Below are 16,934 nucleotides of genomic sequence, written 5' to 3'. Positions count from 1 at the left end.
GCCCGCGGCCGAGCTGTTCCAATCTTACCGATGACGGGAAAGTGGTGCCGGCGACGGGGCTACGTTCGGAAAGCGTTGTCAGCATCGTCGCCGACCAAGATCTGGAAACATCAAAACGTCTGCCAGATGACCAATCGTTCCAAGACGAATCGATTGGTCGGAAGAAAATAGGTTTCGCGGATCCGAGATTAACCGGAACACCGCGAACCAACCGGTGAACGATCTAGAACTCGCCGACCGTTTCCGATCCGGAACGTGATCCCAACGCACCCCACAAACCATAGGGGCTGGGCGATCCCGGGGCGGTAAAGTCAGCACCCACGCGAACCTGAGGAAGGTTTGGGTCGCCGGCGTCGATCGAATCAGTCACGAATCGGACTGCACCATCGCACATTAGAATATGGCATCCTCCCTGGTGGCGACTACTGGTAGACGTGTTGCCTTCGCCTTCCTGCGTCGTTTGAACACAGGCTTCGGTATTCGGCCCCAGCACCGTCAAAAAGCCAGTGTAGAACGGACGAGCCATCGCCCACTTCGATCCTCGTCGTTGTTCCGCGTCACCGGTGAACGGCACACCATTGGCCAACCAAAAGCGAGGTCGTTCGGGATCAATATACGGCTTGCATGAAGTTGCCCCGTTCGCTTTCCACATGTCCGGGTGTGGGCTATCGACGGCTCGCGAACGGATGTCGTTGTCACCGAGATCGGTGATGATCTCACCCATCGCGGCCGTGTTTGACAACCCGTCTAGGATGTCACGAAACTTTGACTGTAAACGCGGGCGGAACGCACCACGCAACGTTGTGTTTGCGATCGGTGGCCACGCCGAATTGTAGATGTTGCCTTCGTCGCTGATGTAACCGATATGGCTGAGTGTTCCGGAATCACCAAGGCACGCCGCGTAATTAGTCCTTCCGTGTGACGGCAAGCCGACGCCGGGATCGCTGGGGCAACGGAACGTTGGGATGTTGGCCATCCACGGATCGTAGGGATTCGTTACATGTTCCGCCAACGAACGGTTCGGCCAAGGACCAAAGGCTTGGAAGGCCTCAAGAGGTCCCGCTCCATCGCTGTCGTACGGATTGCTGATTTGATCCCACAATCCCTGCTGTTCGATGAAAGGCAACATTCCGACCAGGACTGATAAGTCAGAACGGTTACTTCCCGGGGCATCTTTGGACGCATTGTTTGCCGCGGTTAGGGGAGTCTGGTAGGTCCCCGAACCATGTTTTGGCATCATCCGAAAAGAGCTGTGGTAATTATGAATTGCTAACCCCAGTTGCTTGAAGTTGTTACTGCAACTCATTCGACGAGCGGCTTCGCGGGCCGCCTGGACCGCAGGCAACAACAGTCCAACTAGGATCCCGATAATTGCGATCACCACAAGTAATTCGACAAGCGTAAAACCTGCGGGTCGCCCATGACGACGTTTCACTGAGCTAACTCCGAAATATAAGAAAATGGATTGGCAGCGATCTTTACTCCATTCAGTTTTGGAAAAGACTTCTGCCGGATTGGTAGATGAATCTTCGCAATGCACGCCGTTCGACTCGCCGAGATGTTGAATCCGAAAACTTATGCGGACAATGCGTGATCGGTGTGTCCGCAACTCTGTCGGGTTCGGTATCGCGGTGCAGATTGTCGTGTCTTCGATCAACGGTGATGGACGAGTTTGATAGGCATTGCGAACGTGAGCTTTTCTCTCATTCTCCCGTCAATACAGAATTGTCCACTTCCGGTTTCGGCTCTTTCAGTTCCGGATGGTCTTCGAGGTACTGCTCGATCTCGTCGGTTTCCGTTGAAACCGCTTGGCTGCCACCGGAACATCCCGAAAGTGTCAGAATGCCACAAATGCAAATGGCTGAGAAAAACAGGCGACAAAACTGATTGATCGTGGTCATCTTGAGATTTATGAAAACGGAACGAAAATGTTGACTTTGAAAACGACGTTATGCGTGATGTTGGGATCACGGCTAGGCCGGAAATACTGCGTGAAGTGTCATTAGCATGGCACAGATAGCCGAGATGTTTCTCCTTATAGCATCAGAGCATGCAATTGCTTATTGCTAGATCCATCCGTTGCGATCAGTACGTTAAACCGAGTCCGGTGCCGTTGACAGTCACTCCACGTAGGCCCAGTTCGTGAACAACGGTTGATGGTCCGAATCGATTTACTTGGTTCAGGATCGACGCACAATTGAATCGTGATGCTTTGTTCCATTTGACAATACCGGTGCGAGTTTTCAGCCCTGGTGATTGCTTGGGATTGCGGCTAACACGATTCGGCTAACCCTAAAATTGAACGGGAACGAAGCACCAGTTTGCTGTGCAAAGACCGCGAGCCAAACTTTTTGGTGCACTTCACATGTCGCCAAATGCGGAGCATGCGGGGGGACGATACCAGTACTGCCGGCTAGCGAATTCGGACGCACCCGCCATTGGTTGCGCATTAACTTCAAACTAGCTAGCTTTAGAAAGATAGCAAGCCGGGCGAGGAATAATCATTTGTCCGGATGGAAGTGTCAACGGCTGCATAGGACAATGGGCAAGTAAGACATTCCCACTCTGCCGATTGGCGTTTCCGCTCTTTCGGAGGATTGTTGACCACGCCGTGGTACTGGAATTCTCGCATGGCGTGCGCTTTGGTGCACTGGTGTGCGCGGATGCGAATTCCAGTAGGCCGAAAAGAGTTTCAATGGTTCTTACAGTTAAGTCGGCCGCGCACACGCGCACCGCTAACATTAAGATTCTCGCCCCCTCCGCAGTCCCCCCTCGACTTGAGATTTCCACCTATCGATTGAATTAAATTTAAGCCGAGTGCAAGGTCGGAGCAGATGGATCGAATTCTAACGTAGAAACAGGTGGTAAACCGGGTTTGCCGTTTCGTCGGTGTAGCGATAACCGAGTGTCGAGACGAATTCCTGAAACGATTCCAAATCCTGGTCAGGGATTTGGATTCCGATCAAGATACGACCGTAATCAGCCCCATGGTTTCGGTAGTGAAAAAGGCTGATATTCCAATTGGGATGCATTTGTGAAAGAAAACGCATCAGGGCGCCGGGGCGTTCAGGAAACTCGAACCGATAAAGCCTTTCATCGCCGACGCGTTGACTCCGTCCACCGACCATGAATCGAAGGTGTTCCTTGGAGAGGTCGTCGTCGGCAAGATTGAGCGTCGCAAATCCTTGGGATGTCAACGCATCGCATATCGTCGCGATCTCGCTACGATCTTTGATGGAAAGGCCGACAAGGACATGCGCGTCGCATTCGTCGGAAAGGCGGTAGCTAAACTCGGTGACGTTGCGTTCGCTAACCGTTTCGCACAATCGCTTCAATGTACCGTGCTTTTCAGGAATCGTTACCGCAAACAATGCTTCGCGTTCTTCGCCGGCTTCGGCTCGGTCGGCAACAAATCGCAACCGGTCGAAGTTCATGTTCGCGCCGCACGTGATGGCGACCAACGTTTGGTCATGCACTCGGTACTTGGCGACGTATTGCTTTAGTCCGGCGATTCCCATTGCGCCGGCGGGCTCGAGAATACTGCGAGTATCTTCAAAGGCGTCTTTGATCGCGGCACACACCGAATCGGTATTAACGGTGACGATTTCGTCTACCAATTCCTGCGTCAGGCGAAGCGTTTCTGTTCCGACGGCTTTGACCGCTGTCCCGTCGGAAAACAACCCGACGTCCGGGAGCGCGACGACCTTGCCCGCCTCAACGGACTGGCGCATCGCATCGGAATCGGTCATTTGTACACCGACCACTCGAATCTCGGGACGTACCGCCTTGATATAAGCGGCGACTCCGGAGATTAGTCCGCCACCACCGATGGCGACAAAAATGGAATGGATCGGATGTTGGTGCTGACGCAGAATCTCCATGCCGATTGTCCCTTGGCCGGCGATCACATCGGGATCATCAAAGGGATGGACGAAGAGGTAGCCATGTCGTCGTTCAAGTTCTTTCGCGTGGGTATACGCATCGGAGTAGCTGTCACCGAACAGGACAACGTGGCCGCCGAGGTCTCTGACGGCGTCTGATTTTAATTTGGGAGTCGTCACCGGCATGACGATGTGGGCTTCACACCCCAGGCGGCGAGCGCTCATCGCGACGCCTTGTGCGTGATTGCCTGCCGACGAGCAGATCACACCGCGAGAAAGCTGCTCCGCGGATAGGTGAGCCATCTTGTTGTAGGCTCCCCGCAATTTAAAACTGTGAACCGGTTGAGTGTCTTCGCGTTTTAGCCAAACGTTGTTGTTCAGTCGATTGGAAAGTTTGTTGGCACGATCCAGTGAAGACTCAATCGCGATGTCATAGACGCGAGAGTTGAGTATGCGTTTCAGATAGTCGAGCAGACGCAGATCCATCGTACTAAGCCCTTATTCGTTTGCATTTGCGACCGCCGTCGCGAATTCGACGGCTTTCTCGACATAGGTCATCTCGTCAAACGCTTCGTCACCATGACCCACGCCTTCCACAACAATCAATTCGCTCTTTACGCCGGCAACTTTTAGAGACGCGTTGAGCAAGATGCTTTGGCTGATCGGCACACGAGAATCCTGATCGCCATGAATGATCAAGAAGGGAGGCGACTGTGCGTTGACGTAAGTGGTTGGCGACGCCGCTCTGGCTAGGTCCGGACGTAGCAAAGGTGAGTGTCCAAGTAACCTCGCTTCCGGAGATCGATCGTTCTCGAAGTCCACTCCTTCGCGTTTTCCTTGCAATAATACGAGATCACTTGGTCCATAGAAGTTGACGACCCCTCGGATCGTCCACGGCGGTTGATCGACATTCGTGAGAAACTTAGGCGTTGGTGGAACTGAACTCGTGCCAATCAACGACGCCAGGTGTCCGCCGGCAGATGTGCCCATCAACACAACTCGATCGAGATCCAATGCATAGTCATCGCGATGAGCATAAAGGAACGCTAACGCGTCGTTGCAGTCGATCGCTTGCGCGGGAAAGGTTGCCTGAGACGACAAGCGATAGTCGATGGAAATAAATGCAAACCCCGCCTTGAGTAGATGCGAGGTAAGCTGATCATAGCGGTGTAGGTCATGCGCCTTGTTTCCGCGCATCCAAGCGCCACCGTGAATCCATATCACTACCGGGCGATTGTCGTCAGCCGCTAGGGTAGGTAGCAATAAATCAAGCTTGAGTTCGAGATCGTCGATCGTCTTGAAGCTGACATCACTGACGTAGCGAACGTTCGCCGGCAGCTTGGTTTCGATGAAATCGGGACTCAATACTGGAGGGGAATATCGCCGTCGTTGCTGCCCGCTGCGCCCCTGCCCGCCGGATCTTTCGCTAACACTCGGTCGGTCCGCTGCGGACCGCTCTGAACGTTGACCAGCCGTTGTCTCGATTTCGGCTGGCTGACCATTGGGCCGAATCGGTGCGTCTTGTCCTGGGCCACGAGGCCGTTGGGCATCGACGTAATTATCTACCATCGATATCGACACAACAGCGGCCAAAGCGAGCCAGCGGAATAGTATAACGAGCATCTGCGTTCGCGCCCGGGATTGGTTGTCTTGAAAAAATGCCGGATGTCATTGTTTTCAGAACCCAATTCCCGTCAATCGTCGATCAGGCCGATCTGATAAAGGATGGAGAAATACCTCCGAGCGACGGATGGTATGACCGGGGCTGACTTGGGGCTGGTTGGGACCGTGAGAGGAAGGACGAGGGCTTGATCTTACCCGACGCCGCCTAATCAAGATCAAATTCTTACACTTAAGGCTTACTTCGATCACTAAAAACGGCGCCCGCGATGCCAGTGTCAACGATGTGCAGTATCCGGACTTTTTTGTTGCCGGCGATCTGAAGTACAACCGTGTGGGCGGCTTCGGTTTAGCTCAGGCCATCTCCCGCGTGACGACGCCAGGCATTTGGCGGTTGCGAAGCTTGATTGGGGATGAGCGCAATCATCAAAAGAAACAGCCCGACTACGATATGGTTCTGATGCGGGGGGCTTGGCGGCAGCTCGGCAAACCGTCCCCAGATCGTCAACCCGATGGCAACCGCCAAAATCAGCAAGTGAGCAAGCCGAGTGGGTCTCCAATAGGACAGGCCCGCAAGCAGACAGATAGTCAGTGCGATCGACTGGTCCGCCCACAAAAGCACGGTGTCATCCTGCACGCCGAAGACGAATGGGCTCGCCGCGATCCAAACGGCCGTCATGATTTCAACTACTCGTCCCCACATTATCGGACCTCACGCGTCAGTAGTTTCTCAGCGGCCAAATCCAGTTCCTCCGAATGGTAGCCCCAAAACGCATTCCACAATAGCCGAGCGTGATGGTTGTCTGACCAAACGATTTTCAGATAGGCGAGCGAGGCTCGAACCTCGTCCCAAGCCCAGTACACGAGCATCAGCGAAATCGCTGCTGTTACCAGACACAGAAAACACCACTCACCAACAATGAACGCTTGGCATAAAACGAGGATCACGCTGACAATCCCAAGCGGTATGACGTCGATGCCGAAAAGGATGACTAACCACGGCCGGTATTGCCATCGCCGGGTTGATCCGGCCAATCCTAGGATTGCATCGCCCAAGTAGGCGAGCACACCGAGCGCGGCGTCATGGATCCCGATCAAGCGATACATTTGCTGAGCGGTCTCCGACTTGAGAACGCGGTCACTGCCGTTCCCAAACACGGGGTCCCAGGTCTCATCGATCAAACCCCATTGAAAAAGCGAAAGATGGGTTGAGATGATTGCCGCAACAAATGCCATGATGCAGATTGGCAATCGTTGGCTCCAGGCGGACGGGTTGTGGCGATAGGGTGGTACCGACCGATTTAGGTAGTCGCCTCTGCGGTCTACGTCAGCGTTGCTCGACATCAAACCAACCCATTCAATTCGTACCAGCGATCAGGATCGCTTTGTAGCATCTGCGTCATCTCGGGGATGGTTTGCATCAGATGATGCCGTGGTTGCCAACCAAGTAAAGCCTTGGCCCGATCGAGATTGAGGGCGTAGTGATCATCGGCCATGTCGACCATAAATGGTTTGATAAACGCGTCGCCTCCCTGAACTACATCCGAAACAGCCGCGCCGACTTTGGCAACGGGTTTGGGGATGTGCATCGTCGCCCATTCTTTGCCGTGTAGCTGCTGAGCAATCACTTGTTGCAGTTCTTCGTATGACGGCGGGTCGGATTCACCGATTAAGATGGCGGTCTTCGGGTCAATTTGATCTCGTCGCTCCACCGTTCGGACGACAGCATCAACGACATCATCGACATGAACTGCGGATTGACCCGCCTCTGTGTCTCCGGGAAAAAAATGTCCCTGAAGATCCTTCTCGTAAATCCTTTTGATCTGTTGGACGAGCGTCGGTTGACGCCCATAGTCGGTGTAAACGCCAGCGATCCGAAGCATGACGCTTCGTACACCAGGGTGCCCTTCTCGTATCAGTCGTTCTGTATCAATTTTGCTTTGTGGATAGGGCCATTTGGCACGCAAGGGGTCATCCTCGGAAAGGTGCTGACCTACCTGACAGGACTGATGGACTAGCATCGTGCTTGTAAACACGAACTGTTCGAGTTGAAAGTCCTCCAACCCATTCAGCAAGCGGTCTGTCCCGTTGACCGTCACCTCTCGGTAAAGATCGCTGTCTTCTCCAGAGAAGTCATAGTAAGCGGCCATGTGAACGACGCTTGCCAGTCGTCCTTCGCACAGCTGATGTACCTTTTCTAATGCACTTTTGACGGCGATCGAACTAGAAAGGTCGCACTCGATGTCACGAACGAACTCGAGGTCCTTCGGTGGTTCCGGTAGGCCGACCCTATCAAAGCCATAAACCTGGTATCCCACTTCTGCCAATTGCCTGCACACCGGTCTGCCGATCAATCCCGAACTGCCGGTCACAATCACGGCGGGTCTTCGATCTGTCATAATGTCCTCGTTCGTTAAAGTGATAGGGGCTTGTCATCCGCCGATGAGACCGACAACGAAACAGGTTAGGGCGGTCCTGCTCGCGATCATCTTGTTTAGCCTGTCGCATTGCCTCGCCGCCGTCCGTTACCGTTGTTGTCAACTCAGTTGGTAGATGACGAGCGAAAACAGCCCGATCGTGGTGACGACTGAAACCGCTGCGATCAAACCATCGCGCGCCAAGATTGCCAGACCGAACGCCGCGATCGCAACGCCAGCGACGTTGGCGCTCATCGGAATAAACTCTAAGAACGGCGTGGACAACGCAATTGCGATCGCCGCCAAATCCAATACGCTGATGCTGCCACGATTGATCAACCATGACAAACGCGGCCTCGCAATTGAATCGATCCATTGAGCAGGTTTACGCAACCAAGCGATCATTTTCTTTATGGTTTCGCTCTTCAACTCGCGTCGCTCTACCCAACTTGGGATCCAGACGTGGTCACGATTCATCAACATTTGAACGGCAAGCAAAATCACGATTCCGCCCAAAAGGGTTGGGACCCCAGGGATGTCGGCGGGGCCGGGAACCATCATGATTAGCCCGATCACCAGCATCAGCGACGCGAAAGAATTGCGGCCGACCGCGTCCATCACGGCACCAAACGTCAGGGAGTCACGATCTTTTGTTGACTCCTTAAGTTTGTCTAACAGGTTTCGGACGGGCTGATGTTGCGCACCATCGGCGCTCATGATCCATGCTCCTCATTCGCCACCCCAATGACGCCTAAGCTGACGCGCGGGCCGGCATTGCCTGAGGGTTGACTCTTCAGATCGTCTTCACCACCGTGCACGACGATTGCACGACCGAGCAATAAATGCACTTTTTGCTTTTTGACGGTCATCGAAAATTCAGCGACGCCCTCTTGGTCCGCGGTGATGTTGCCAAGATCGCCCGCATGCCGCGCATCCGAATCGGGACCGCCGTGATCATGACCTCCGGGAGCGTAATGCCCACCCGCAGATTTGCCATCGACGGATCGTAAATCGCCGTATTGATGAATGTGGAAGCCGTGTTTACCGGGCGTCAAATTAATGACTTTACCGCGCAACGCGATATCGCTGCCCTTTTGTTCCATCAGGACAACTCCACGAACATCGTTTCCTTCGGTCGGAAACAAGACCGCGACCGCTTGTTTGGGGATATCGACATCGGCGGTCGTAGCATGAGCTCCTTCCTCGTGGTGATCTGCCGTCGAAACCGACGGGATGGCAAGGCAAGCCGCGAGGCTCGTGAACGCTAACGTGAAGAGCGTTGGGGTGAAAAATCGTTTCATCGATGCAAACCTTCTTCGAGCGGATGATTCTTAACTGCTGTCTGCTTGAGTCATCGCGCAAATGTTCTTCTGGGAACTGTCCACTGTCGCGAGATCAACGCAGATCAGCCATGTGACTTCGTCAGGGACGGTTGCAAACAGTGCGCCATTTCGATTCCGGTCGCAGGTATGATGGACTTCGCCTGCTATGTGAACGGATCGGACGCGCGCCGCGTTTTGCCACAGGAGCCTCATGGGATGCGGTGGCAGTGAACCCTTCACGGAACCCTTCACGCAAAGCGTTGGCGTTCGTTTCCGATGGTTTGTGAGCTTCCAAGATGGTGGAATCTTGATCGGGGTGATGGTGATGAAGCGAACAATGATTCACTGATACGCATTGAAATCCATTGCTGCGAATCCCACCCACACTCTGGATCATTGTCGCTGGATCCTTAGGCGTTGGTTTTCCGGTCTGGCTCACTTTGTCTGCGCGTACGCCGTTTCGCAGCGAGCAGCCGATCGACATAAGATTCCGGTGCTTGATCGTCTTGATCTTGGTTCACAGCTCCGAATATTTGCGGGCGTGCCACAACGTCTGCACAACTTTGTTTATCGACGGCGGCTTCGATCTGTGGTCTGTGTCGTGTCGCAACCAAATGCCTTCGTAGGTCGAGACGACGTGTCCCGATATCCCCTAGAAACAAAAAACACGATGCCAAAATGAGCCATGGCCAAACGTCGCGCAGTGCAGATTGTTCAGCGAGACCCCCGCGATAATGATTGATTTCAACTTGAGGCTGCGCGGAAAGACGAATTGGCGACGCGAGGATACCGGGCGATCCGCCCGCGGGGCGTTTGCGGACGATCTCATCGAGTAGCGAAAGTTCCGTACCAGTCGTCGCGTACTCGGCACCGAACGGAACGTTAACACCGCGGACGATCGGAGGCTGAGCTTCTTCGGTGATGACATTGACGAAGTAGCTACCTGGCGTAGTCATAGGTACGGTGCCGCGGAAGCGTCCCGGTGCAACCTGGCGAAGTTGCATCGAGATCGGTTTCAAGTCGCTACCGACGACGGCCGCTTGGAAACGCAGTAGTTCCAACGGTAGATCTGCGAAATCCAGGACATCGACGACCACTTCAATTTCACCGTCGTTCCATCGGGTCGTGACTTGAAATTTCTGGTGACCGGAGGCTGGGCGCTTTAGCCAACGGATCAGCTGTAACCACAGATTTTTCGCGTCGGCAGATGCTTCCCAACCGGTCGCCCACCGCTGTCCAGCATCCGTCGTCAGCGCGGCGACGCGGCCTACACCGTATGTCCAAACTGACAGTATCGGATGATTCTGGTATTCCGGCCGGGGGGACATCAGAAGGTTTTGCACGAGCGCACTTTGTTTGGGTGTCGTCAAAACCAGTCCGTTGATCGGTGGCAGACGCCCGATCGAATGGACGATTGGATGTGGAAACGATTCCAGAGGTGCCATGCCCTCGGCGACTTCGTAGATCAACGGTTTTGCGATCCGCCGTGATTCATGCATCACGATTCGCGGAATGGCTCGCGGCGATTGCACTGCGTAAAACTTACCTTGCCCGACTGTTGCGATTTGGTTGAGTAGGTTGCGATCAGCATCACCACCGATTGCGAGGGTACTGACCGTGATTCCGTCGGCGTTCATCCTTTCCGACAGAGTTTGAAACGCCCCAGGTTGCGTGTTGCCATCGCTGACGATGATCATGTGTTTGACCATTGCTTGGATACGTGACAATTTGGCGAAACCGATTTGCATGGCGGGATAAAGGTTGGTTCCGCCGTCGGCCTGAATTCGCGAGATCGCCGGGTACATGCGTCGTCTGTCTTTGACTTGCTGCAGCGGGATCACCTCTTCGGCGTCACCATCAAAGGTGACGATCCCGACGTAATCGTTTGTGCCAAGAGTTTCGATAGCCGACCGAGCTGCCGCCTTGCAAAGCTGTAGTTTTTGTCCGCCCATCGAACCGGACGAATCCAGGACAAGCAACAATGCGCCGACCGCCCGTACTTTCGAATTCTTGATGTCGAAATCCACCGGCATGGCTCGCTCAATCGCTGACCCCCGCCAACCGCCTGCTCCGAACGAATCGGGGCCACCTATCATGAGCAAGCCCGCGCCAAATTGCTGCGAGTATTGAACGAGTAGCTCCGCTTGACGCTCGCTTAATCCGCCGATTTGGTCGGCTCGTCCTCCCCCGGCTCGCGGGACGTTTGCAAGAATGACTGAATCATAAGCCATCAACTCGGCAATCGAATCGAACGCGGTATCACTCGAACGAACATCGAGATCGATTTGGTTTTGCCGCAACCAATCGGTAAGCATTGCGAACTCGCCAGCACGCTTTGGGTTTTCAATCAGCAATGTTCGCGACGCACCGCCAACCTGCATGAACGAACTGACTTCGTTGTTCTTCCGGTGACGATCTTCTCGCCGGTCATTTGGAATGAACTCTGCGGTGAAGGTCGCCATCGCTGGCGAATCAATCCGATGGTCGAATGGCAATACGTTTTTTCCCGGCGCAAGCTGGATAGACTCCGAAAGAATGATTCGCTTTTGCCCGAACGCTGATTGCGTGATCGAAAGGTTGCCTTGGATGGGGTGGTTTACATCGGCTGTGGTGTAGCGAGCCACCAGCCTTCCCGAAAAATCTTGTCCGGCATCAACCGTTGCGGGGAGGTCCAGACGTTCCAATGCGACATCGTTCGACGCAGTTTCCGCGATCGGCACGACGTCGATCCCAATACCGTGCTGCGATGCTCGCGTGGCCGCTTTTGATGCGTTTCCATCGGTCGTTCGGCCGTCGGTCATCAATACCAGCCGACGCCGACTATTAGGAGGCATTGCTGCGGTCGCTAGGTCGATTGCCTGCTCAAGATTAGTCGCATTGACATTTCGTGGGAGCGACGCCGCTGCCGATGACCGTGGAAGGCCCAGTTCATCCGGCGGCATCTCAATCCTCGCATCCGCTGCAAAAGTTACGAGGCCCGCAAGATCCCGGCGATGATCGTTTCGGTCACGCGCGGCGCTGCGAGTTGCATAGTCAACCATCGCCGCTTGGGTCTGATGCGAGACACTCGCTGATTGATCGACGACGTACACCACAGAAACTTGATCGGACAGCCAGCCAAACTGTAAGTCAGAGAGAGCTAGCACGACCAACACCATCAACGCCGAGCGAATTCCCGTTGCTAGCCAAGCCCTGGATGGACCGATGGCGAGCCCGATGCGTCTGATCCCGAGCCAAATCAAAGGAATCAGCAACAGCAGAGGTAAATAAAAAAACGTACCAACGTCAAATGCCATTGCGAATCCTGTTCAGTTCATACGAGCCATCAAATTTCGTGCGGCGACCAAATCATGATATCCGATTCAGTCCGGTGGGCTCCGCTGCAGAAGTAGCCGTTCGAGCCTCTGGCGATGGGCGTTGGCAAGTCCGCAGCGAGCAGTGCGAGCTTTGCGAACAGGACCAAGATCTTCTCATTCGCGAAAACACTCAGATTTCGTAGCGAACGTGTCGGTTCTAACGCTGCTTCTCCGACTGACACATACCGGGACGGAGTTTGAGCATTCGAACGACGATGAGACTCAACTCGAATATGAGCGGCATCGCATCTATACTCTGCCAATGTGGGTCTGCGGACCCTCCAAGAAGGGTTGAACAGATGCTTCTATCTCGGTAGTCTCATGATGTCAGCTGGGTTTTGGGCACGTCGAATTTGCCCCATTCGACGTGTCCACCGGTTGGCACAAAAAAAGCCGGCCAAGCGATTTGAGTGTTTCTGCCCCAATACACTCAATCGCCTGACCGGCGGTCGCGATCATACAGCGGTCTGCGACCTCTTGCATCAGGCGTTGTTTGCATATTTTTGCAACGGTGCGGAAACGCACATAATCGCCGATCAATCAAATAATAACGCGAATGAACGAATCGAACGTTTGCAACAGGTGAAGGTTTGGTTCAGTCTCTCAATTGCACTTGAAGTATCCCCGTCCGGATTCGGGCTACTCAGTCGGGTTCGATCGGTCTTGAATAAGGACGAATCTCATCGATCGAGAATGAGCTTCTTGGTTGATATTGAAGATTCAAATGGAGCGTTGATGAAAGGTTGATGAATGGAATCGTCAGTGACTCGATCGCTCTAGCCAGACGTCGGGCTGAATTCCAAGCTATCGCAAGCGAATGCAAACGAATGAACTTCGAATGAGGCTTTCAGTCAGAGCGACCGCCAATCGATGCGAATATGGAACGCAATTATCGGTGTCACCATTCGGCTGGTATGTCTGCCCGTCTTTCTGACTCATCGGGTGGCTCTTCGCCTGGACACGTGGCTTTACCCGAGTCTCCGAGAGGTCCCGATCAAGAAACCACTGTTCATTGTTGGATTGCCACGCAGCGGAACGACATTGTTGCATCGTTTGATTGCTAAGGAGAATCAACACTTCACGACGATGCCATTGTGGGAACTCGTTCTCGCACCCGCTGTATGTCAAAAACGATTGGTCGGTAGATTGACCAGGGTGGACCGTGCCATTGGACATCCACTTGGCAAGCTCTTGCACCTTGTCGAACGACAATGCGTCAGGCGTTTTGGTAGCGTGCACACCAGTTCGTTGCGGGCTCCCGAAGAGGATTACCTCGGCTTGTTACCATTCGGTGGTTGCTTCTTAAAAGTTCTGATCGACCCGATGAACCAGTCGGTTTGGGACCTCGCGTTTTTTGACCAACGTCTCGAATCCGAACAGCAACAACGGTTGCTATCTCGCTATCGCGGACTTGTCCAGCGACACCTTTTCTATCGCGGTCATCACTACAGATACCTTTCGAAGAATCCGAGCTTTACCAGTTGGCTCATTCCGCTATCGGAAACGTTTCCGGACGCTTGTTTTATCGGTCTGCGTCGACAGCCAGAGCAGTGCGTTCCGTCGCAGCTGAGTTCACTGCGGGATGGGATGAAGTTACTCGGAAATGATGTGACTTCGCCGACGATCATCAGTCGATTCGTTGATCTTCTTGCTCACTACTGGTTTGTACTTGAGTGTGCTCCGCAAGTCCTGCCGCCAAGTCGCCTCATGTGTATTGAATACGACGAATTGGTTTCCGACAGTTTCGCGGTTATTGAAAAAGCGGTAACGCGTTTTGGACTGCCACTTTCAGAGGACGGTCGCCGGGAAGTCCGTCAGGCCTGTGGACAACAACGTCACTATCGAAGCCGACATGTTTATTCGCTCGAAGAGTTTGGGCTCGACCGCATACCTTTGCGTGCCGCGTTCGGATTGAAAAGCCATTCAGAAGCAAATGATTCGGGGACCTCTCAAAGCGAAGCTCCCCAACGAAGACCTTTGGTTACTCCCTCCCATATGGTCCATAAAGCCACCGAGGCGTCATGATGAATCTCAGGCTTGAACCCCCGCGGCGACCACTGCCGTCGTTAGATCACCGTTCTTTTCAACCGAAGGCGGACCTGCGAGTTTCAATTATTTCCGATGCAATCGTCGGTCGTAATGGAGTCGGAACGTATTATCTCGATTTAATTGAGCATCTTCGCGACCTTGTAGATTCGGTTGAATTAATTGGACCGGCATGTGAACGAGATCCATCGCTAGAGCGGTTTTCAATTCCAATGCCGGGCGATCCGACACAGCGACTTGGTTGGCCGAATCGGATCTCGCTACGACGGCGTTTGAATCGGCAGCAGCCAAATCTGATCGTGCTTCCGTCTTTGGGGGCATATTCGTATTTCGGATGGCGTTATGCCAAAGAACATCACATCCCATTACTCGTTGTGAACCACACCAATTTCGATCGTTTGTTGGCCTTGTACTGGCCGCCGGCGGTCTCACGACCGCTCGGCTGGTGTCTTCAAAAACTCAATCGTTGGCTGATTCGCCAAGCTTCCATGGTCGCGGCGCTGAACAGCGATTCGTATCAAGCTGCAAAACAGCTCGGCGCCGATTCGGTTCGCATCATGGGGACGCCGGTAGCGAAAGACTTTCTGACGCAACCGAAAACTTCGTCGAGTCCGATCGTTCGACGTGTGTTGTTCGTCGGGCGTTTGGCGAAGGAGAAGGGCATCGATCAAATACTTCAGGCAGCCGAGTCGATGCCCGGTTTAACGTTTTCCATCGTGGGAGATGGGCCCGGTCGTCAGTCTGTTGAAGCCGCCGCCGTGAAGCGAACGAATGTCGACTACTTGGGGTGGCTCGCGCGAGATGAAGTGTTACGGCAGATGGATGATACCGATGTTTTGTTGCTTCCGTCTGCGATCGAAGCGTTTGGAACCGTCGCACTCGAAGCGCTTGCCCGCAGACGCTACGTTTTGGTGCGCAAGTCGTGCGGCATCGCGAAGTGGCCGGCGTTCGCGAACGGGCTGTTTTATATCGATGAGGATCAGTCCGTCGCCGATGGGATTGATCGCTTTTGCGGACTCACGGTTAAGGAACGTGAAGCGACCGGGGAGATTGGTTGGCACGCGGTCGACGATTTCAATCGTCACACCATTCGAGTGTGGCTGCGATTCCTCTCTGACGCCGCTTCGAATCAGCGGTGCGAAGCGACCTTTGAAGACGTTGTATGAATCAAGGCAAATGCAAGCCCCGCGTTCTGATCTCAATTCACGACGTGATGCCAGAAACGATGACCGAAGTTGGCGAATTGATCGAGCTATGCCAACGTTCCGGACACTCGGCGGTCGCGCTGCTGATTGTTCCGGGGCAACCGTGGACCGATTCTGATTTGAATCAGATCCGAAGATGGGAACAGGCCGGTTGCGAACTTGCCGGGCATGGATGGCACCATCGATGTCAATCGGTTCGGGGACTTAAGCACCGAATCCACTCGCTGCTTCTTTCCCGTCAGGTTGCCGAACACCTTTGCCTGAGTGCATCGGAAATCGAGACACTGATGGGGCGGTGCTCGGCATGGTTTGCGGAACGACAACTGCCCCTTCCAAACCTTTATGTACCGCCGGCATGGGCGCTGGGAACGATCACAGCACTCCAACTTGCTCGTCTACCGTTTCGGCTCGTAGAAACGCTTAGCGGAGTGGTCCGAGTTGAAGGCACCGTCAAACGCCTACGGATGCCTCTGTTGGGATTCGAGGCTGATTCTTCCGTGCGACGTCGGCTGCTACGGGTATTTAATGAGATGAACTATCGCTACGCGCGTTCGCGTTGGAATACTTCGGCGGTTGGAATACCTGCTCCAGTCCGGATCTCGATTCATCCGTTTGACCATCGGCTGCGACTTAGAGATGACCTGTGCCGAGTGCTGGACATTCCTTGGAAATCGATTCGGTATTCAGATCTACTGGGTTCGACGAAAGATCGGATACGATCGACAATCGGCTAGACGCCCCCCACGCCCCCTGGTACGATACTTGGGCCACACTGATTAGGGGGGAGAGGCACGTGGTTCAACAGATCCTTGATTTCGATCAGCTTCCCAATGGACAATTGTTCCGATTCAACAAAGCGCTGTACCGAAAGATGGGCGAGTCGATGGCGGTGTTGATTTTAAGGGCGATGCGAGAAAAGCCGACTGACAATCACATCGTTCATTTTGATCTCGAACAAGCGGTCGAAGTCATTCCTGACCCAGTGGTGCCAAAGTAGGACGCGGCAATTCGGGATGACATTGCGGTCAACGGATGGATTCCCCGGATCTGCTAGTCGCTGAAACAATCGTCCGATTCGGCAAATTCT

Annotated in this window: 14 protein-coding genes; 4 read left to right on the top strand and 10 right to left on the bottom strand. The window is 53.9% G+C overall.

Features of this window, described 5'->3' with window-relative positions; all coding sequences use genetic code 11:
* Positions 1 to 223 precede the first annotated feature (223 nt).
* The 10 genes from FYC48_RS12275 to FYC48_RS12230 all read right to left on the bottom strand — a co-directional run bounded on the left by FYC48_RS12275 (position 224) and on the right by FYC48_RS12230 (position 12,536).
* A complete protein-coding gene (locus FYC48_RS12275; protein WP_149497005.1) occupies positions 224 to 1,435 on the bottom strand; it encodes a DUF1559 domain-containing protein in 1,212 nt (403 codons plus the stop codon).
* 268 nt (positions 1,436 to 1,703) lie between these two features.
* Positions 1,704 to 1,901 carry a hypothetical protein gene (locus FYC48_RS12270; protein ID WP_149497004.1) on the bottom strand — a complete coding sequence of 66 codons (198 nt, stop codon included), beginning with the start codon at positions 1,899 to 1,901 and terminating at the stop codon, positions 1,704 to 1,706.
* Between the two features lie 945 nt (positions 1,902 to 2,846).
* Positions 2,847 to 4,367, bottom strand: a complete 1,521-nt coding sequence (ilvA, locus tag FYC48_RS12265) for a threonine ammonia-lyase, biosynthetic (protein WP_149497003.1) — start codon at positions 4,365 to 4,367, stop codon at positions 2,847 to 2,849.
* A gap of 12 nt (positions 4,368 to 4,379) precedes the next feature.
* Complete coding sequence (locus tag FYC48_RS12260; protein ID WP_149497002.1) at positions 4,380 to 5,450, bottom strand: alpha/beta hydrolase; 1,071 nt, start codon at positions 5,448 to 5,450, stop codon at positions 4,380 to 4,382.
* A 400-nt stretch (positions 5,451 to 5,850) separates the two neighbouring features.
* Positions 5,851 to 6,204 (bottom strand): SPW repeat domain-containing protein, encoded by a 354-nt coding sequence (locus tag FYC48_RS12255; protein ID WP_149497001.1) that lies wholly within the window; start codon positions 6,202 to 6,204, stop codon positions 5,851 to 5,853.
* Positions 6,204 to 6,845: a vitamin K epoxide reductase family protein gene (locus FYC48_RS12250; RefSeq protein WP_149497000.1), complete on the bottom strand. Its 642-nt coding sequence runs from the start codon at positions 6,843 to 6,845 to the stop codon at positions 6,204 to 6,206. The genes FYC48_RS12255 and FYC48_RS12250 overlap by 1 nt, the downstream gene beginning before the upstream one ends.
* Positions 6,845 to 7,900, bottom strand: a complete 1,056-nt coding sequence (locus tag FYC48_RS12245) for an NAD-dependent epimerase/dehydratase family protein (RefSeq protein ID WP_149496999.1) — start codon at positions 7,898 to 7,900, stop codon at positions 6,845 to 6,847. The genes FYC48_RS12250 and FYC48_RS12245 overlap by 1 nt, the downstream gene beginning before the upstream one ends.
* Positions 7,901 to 8,038: 138 nt before the next feature.
* On the bottom strand, positions 8,039 to 8,635 hold the full coding sequence (locus tag FYC48_RS12240; RefSeq protein WP_149496998.1) for an exopolysaccharide biosynthesis protein: 597 nt from the start codon (positions 8,633 to 8,635) through the stop codon (positions 8,039 to 8,041).
* Positions 8,632 to 9,219, bottom strand: coding sequence for a superoxide dismutase family protein (locus FYC48_RS12235; RefSeq protein WP_149496997.1), 588 nt, complete (start codon positions 9,217 to 9,219; stop codon positions 8,632 to 8,634). Before FYC48_RS12235 ends, FYC48_RS12240 begins: the two co-directional genes overlap by 4 nt.
* A gap of 431 nt (positions 9,220 to 9,650) precedes the next feature.
* The gene (locus FYC48_RS12230; RefSeq protein WP_149496996.1) at positions 9,651 to 12,536 is read right to left on the bottom strand and encodes a VWA domain-containing protein; all 2,886 of its coding nucleotides are present in this window, start codon (positions 12,534 to 12,536) and stop codon (positions 9,651 to 9,653) included.
* A gap of 930 nt (positions 12,537 to 13,466) precedes the next feature.
* Here FYC48_RS12230 and FYC48_RS12225 point away from each other — a divergent pair.
* Genes FYC48_RS12225 through FYC48_RS12210 form a run of 4 tightly spaced genes read left to right on the top strand, consistent with a single transcriptional unit; the run spans position 13,467 to position 16,844 of the window.
* On the top strand, positions 13,467 to 14,621 hold the full coding sequence (locus FYC48_RS12225; RefSeq protein WP_149496995.1) for a sulfotransferase family protein: 1,155 nt from the start codon (positions 13,467 to 13,469) through the stop codon (positions 14,619 to 14,621).
* Positions 14,621 to 15,808, top strand: a complete 1,188-nt coding sequence (locus FYC48_RS12220; RefSeq protein ID WP_160149480.1) for a glycosyltransferase — start codon at positions 14,621 to 14,623, stop codon at positions 15,806 to 15,808. Before FYC48_RS12225 ends, FYC48_RS12220 begins: the two co-directional genes overlap by 1 nt.
* Positions 15,805 to 16,581 (top strand): polysaccharide deacetylase family protein, encoded by a 777-nt coding sequence (locus FYC48_RS12215; RefSeq protein ID WP_149496993.1) that lies wholly within the window; start codon positions 15,805 to 15,807, stop codon positions 16,579 to 16,581. Before FYC48_RS12220 ends, FYC48_RS12215 begins: the two co-directional genes overlap by 4 nt.
* A gap of 59 nt (positions 16,582 to 16,640) precedes the next feature.
* Positions 16,641 to 16,844, top strand: coding sequence for a hypothetical protein (locus FYC48_RS12210; RefSeq protein WP_149496992.1), 204 nt, complete (start codon positions 16,641 to 16,643; stop codon positions 16,842 to 16,844).
* The last annotated feature ends 90 nt before the right edge of the window (positions 16,845 to 16,934 follow it).

This window comes from Roseiconus lacunae, from assembly GCF_008312935.1.
GTDB lineage: Bacteria > Planctomycetota > Planctomycetia > Pirellulales > Pirellulaceae > Stieleria > Stieleria lacunae.
Note: the sequence above shows the minus strand (reverse complement) of the source record. Positions and strands in the feature narration are given on the sequence as shown.

What these genes read in the sequence shown, in the direction of transcription:
- FYC48_RS12270 (WP_149497004.1), bottom strand. Translation starts at nt 1,901, where the DNA reads ATGACCACGATCAATCAGTTTTGTCGCCTGTTTTTCTCAGCCATTTGC.
- ilvA (WP_149497003.1), bottom strand. Translation starts at nt 4,367, where the DNA reads ATGGATCTGCGTCTGCTCGACTATCTGAAACGCATACTCAACTCTCGC.
- FYC48_RS12260 (WP_149497002.1), bottom strand. Translation starts at nt 5,450, where the DNA reads ATGGTAGATAATTACGTCGATGCCCAACGGCCTCGTGGCCCAGGACAA.
- FYC48_RS12255 (WP_149497001.1), bottom strand. Translation starts at nt 6,204, where the DNA reads ATGTGGGGACGAGTAGTTGAAATCATGACGGCCGTTTGGATCGCGGCG.
- FYC48_RS12250 (WP_149497000.1), bottom strand. Translation starts at nt 6,845, where the DNA reads ATGTCGAGCAACGCTGACGTAGACCGCAGAGGCGACTACCTAAATCGG.
- FYC48_RS12245 (WP_149496999.1), bottom strand. Translation starts at nt 7,900, where the DNA reads ATGACAGATCGAAGACCCGCCGTGATTGTGACCGGCAGTTCGGGATTG.
- FYC48_RS12240 (WP_149496998.1), bottom strand. Translation starts at nt 8,635, where the DNA reads ATGAGCGCCGATGGTGCGCAACATCAGCCCGTCCGAAACCTGTTAGAC.
- FYC48_RS12235 (WP_149496997.1), bottom strand. Translation starts at nt 9,219, where the DNA reads ATGAAACGATTTTTCACCCCAACGCTCTTCACGTTAGCGTTCACGAGC.
- FYC48_RS12230 (WP_149496996.1), bottom strand. Translation starts at nt 12,536, where the DNA reads ATGGCATTTGACGTTGGTACGTTTTTTTATTTACCTCTGCTGTTGCTG.
- FYC48_RS12225 (WP_149496995.1), top strand. Translation starts at nt 13,467, where the DNA reads ATGCGAATATGGAACGCAATTATCGGTGTCACCATTCGGCTGGTATGT.
- FYC48_RS12220 (WP_160149480.1), top strand. Translation starts at nt 14,621, where the DNA reads ATGAATCTCAGGCTTGAACCCCCGCGGCGACCACTGCCGTCGTTAGAT.
- FYC48_RS12215 (WP_149496993.1), top strand. Translation starts at nt 15,805, where the DNA reads ATGAATCAAGGCAAATGCAAGCCCCGCGTTCTGATCTCAATTCACGAC.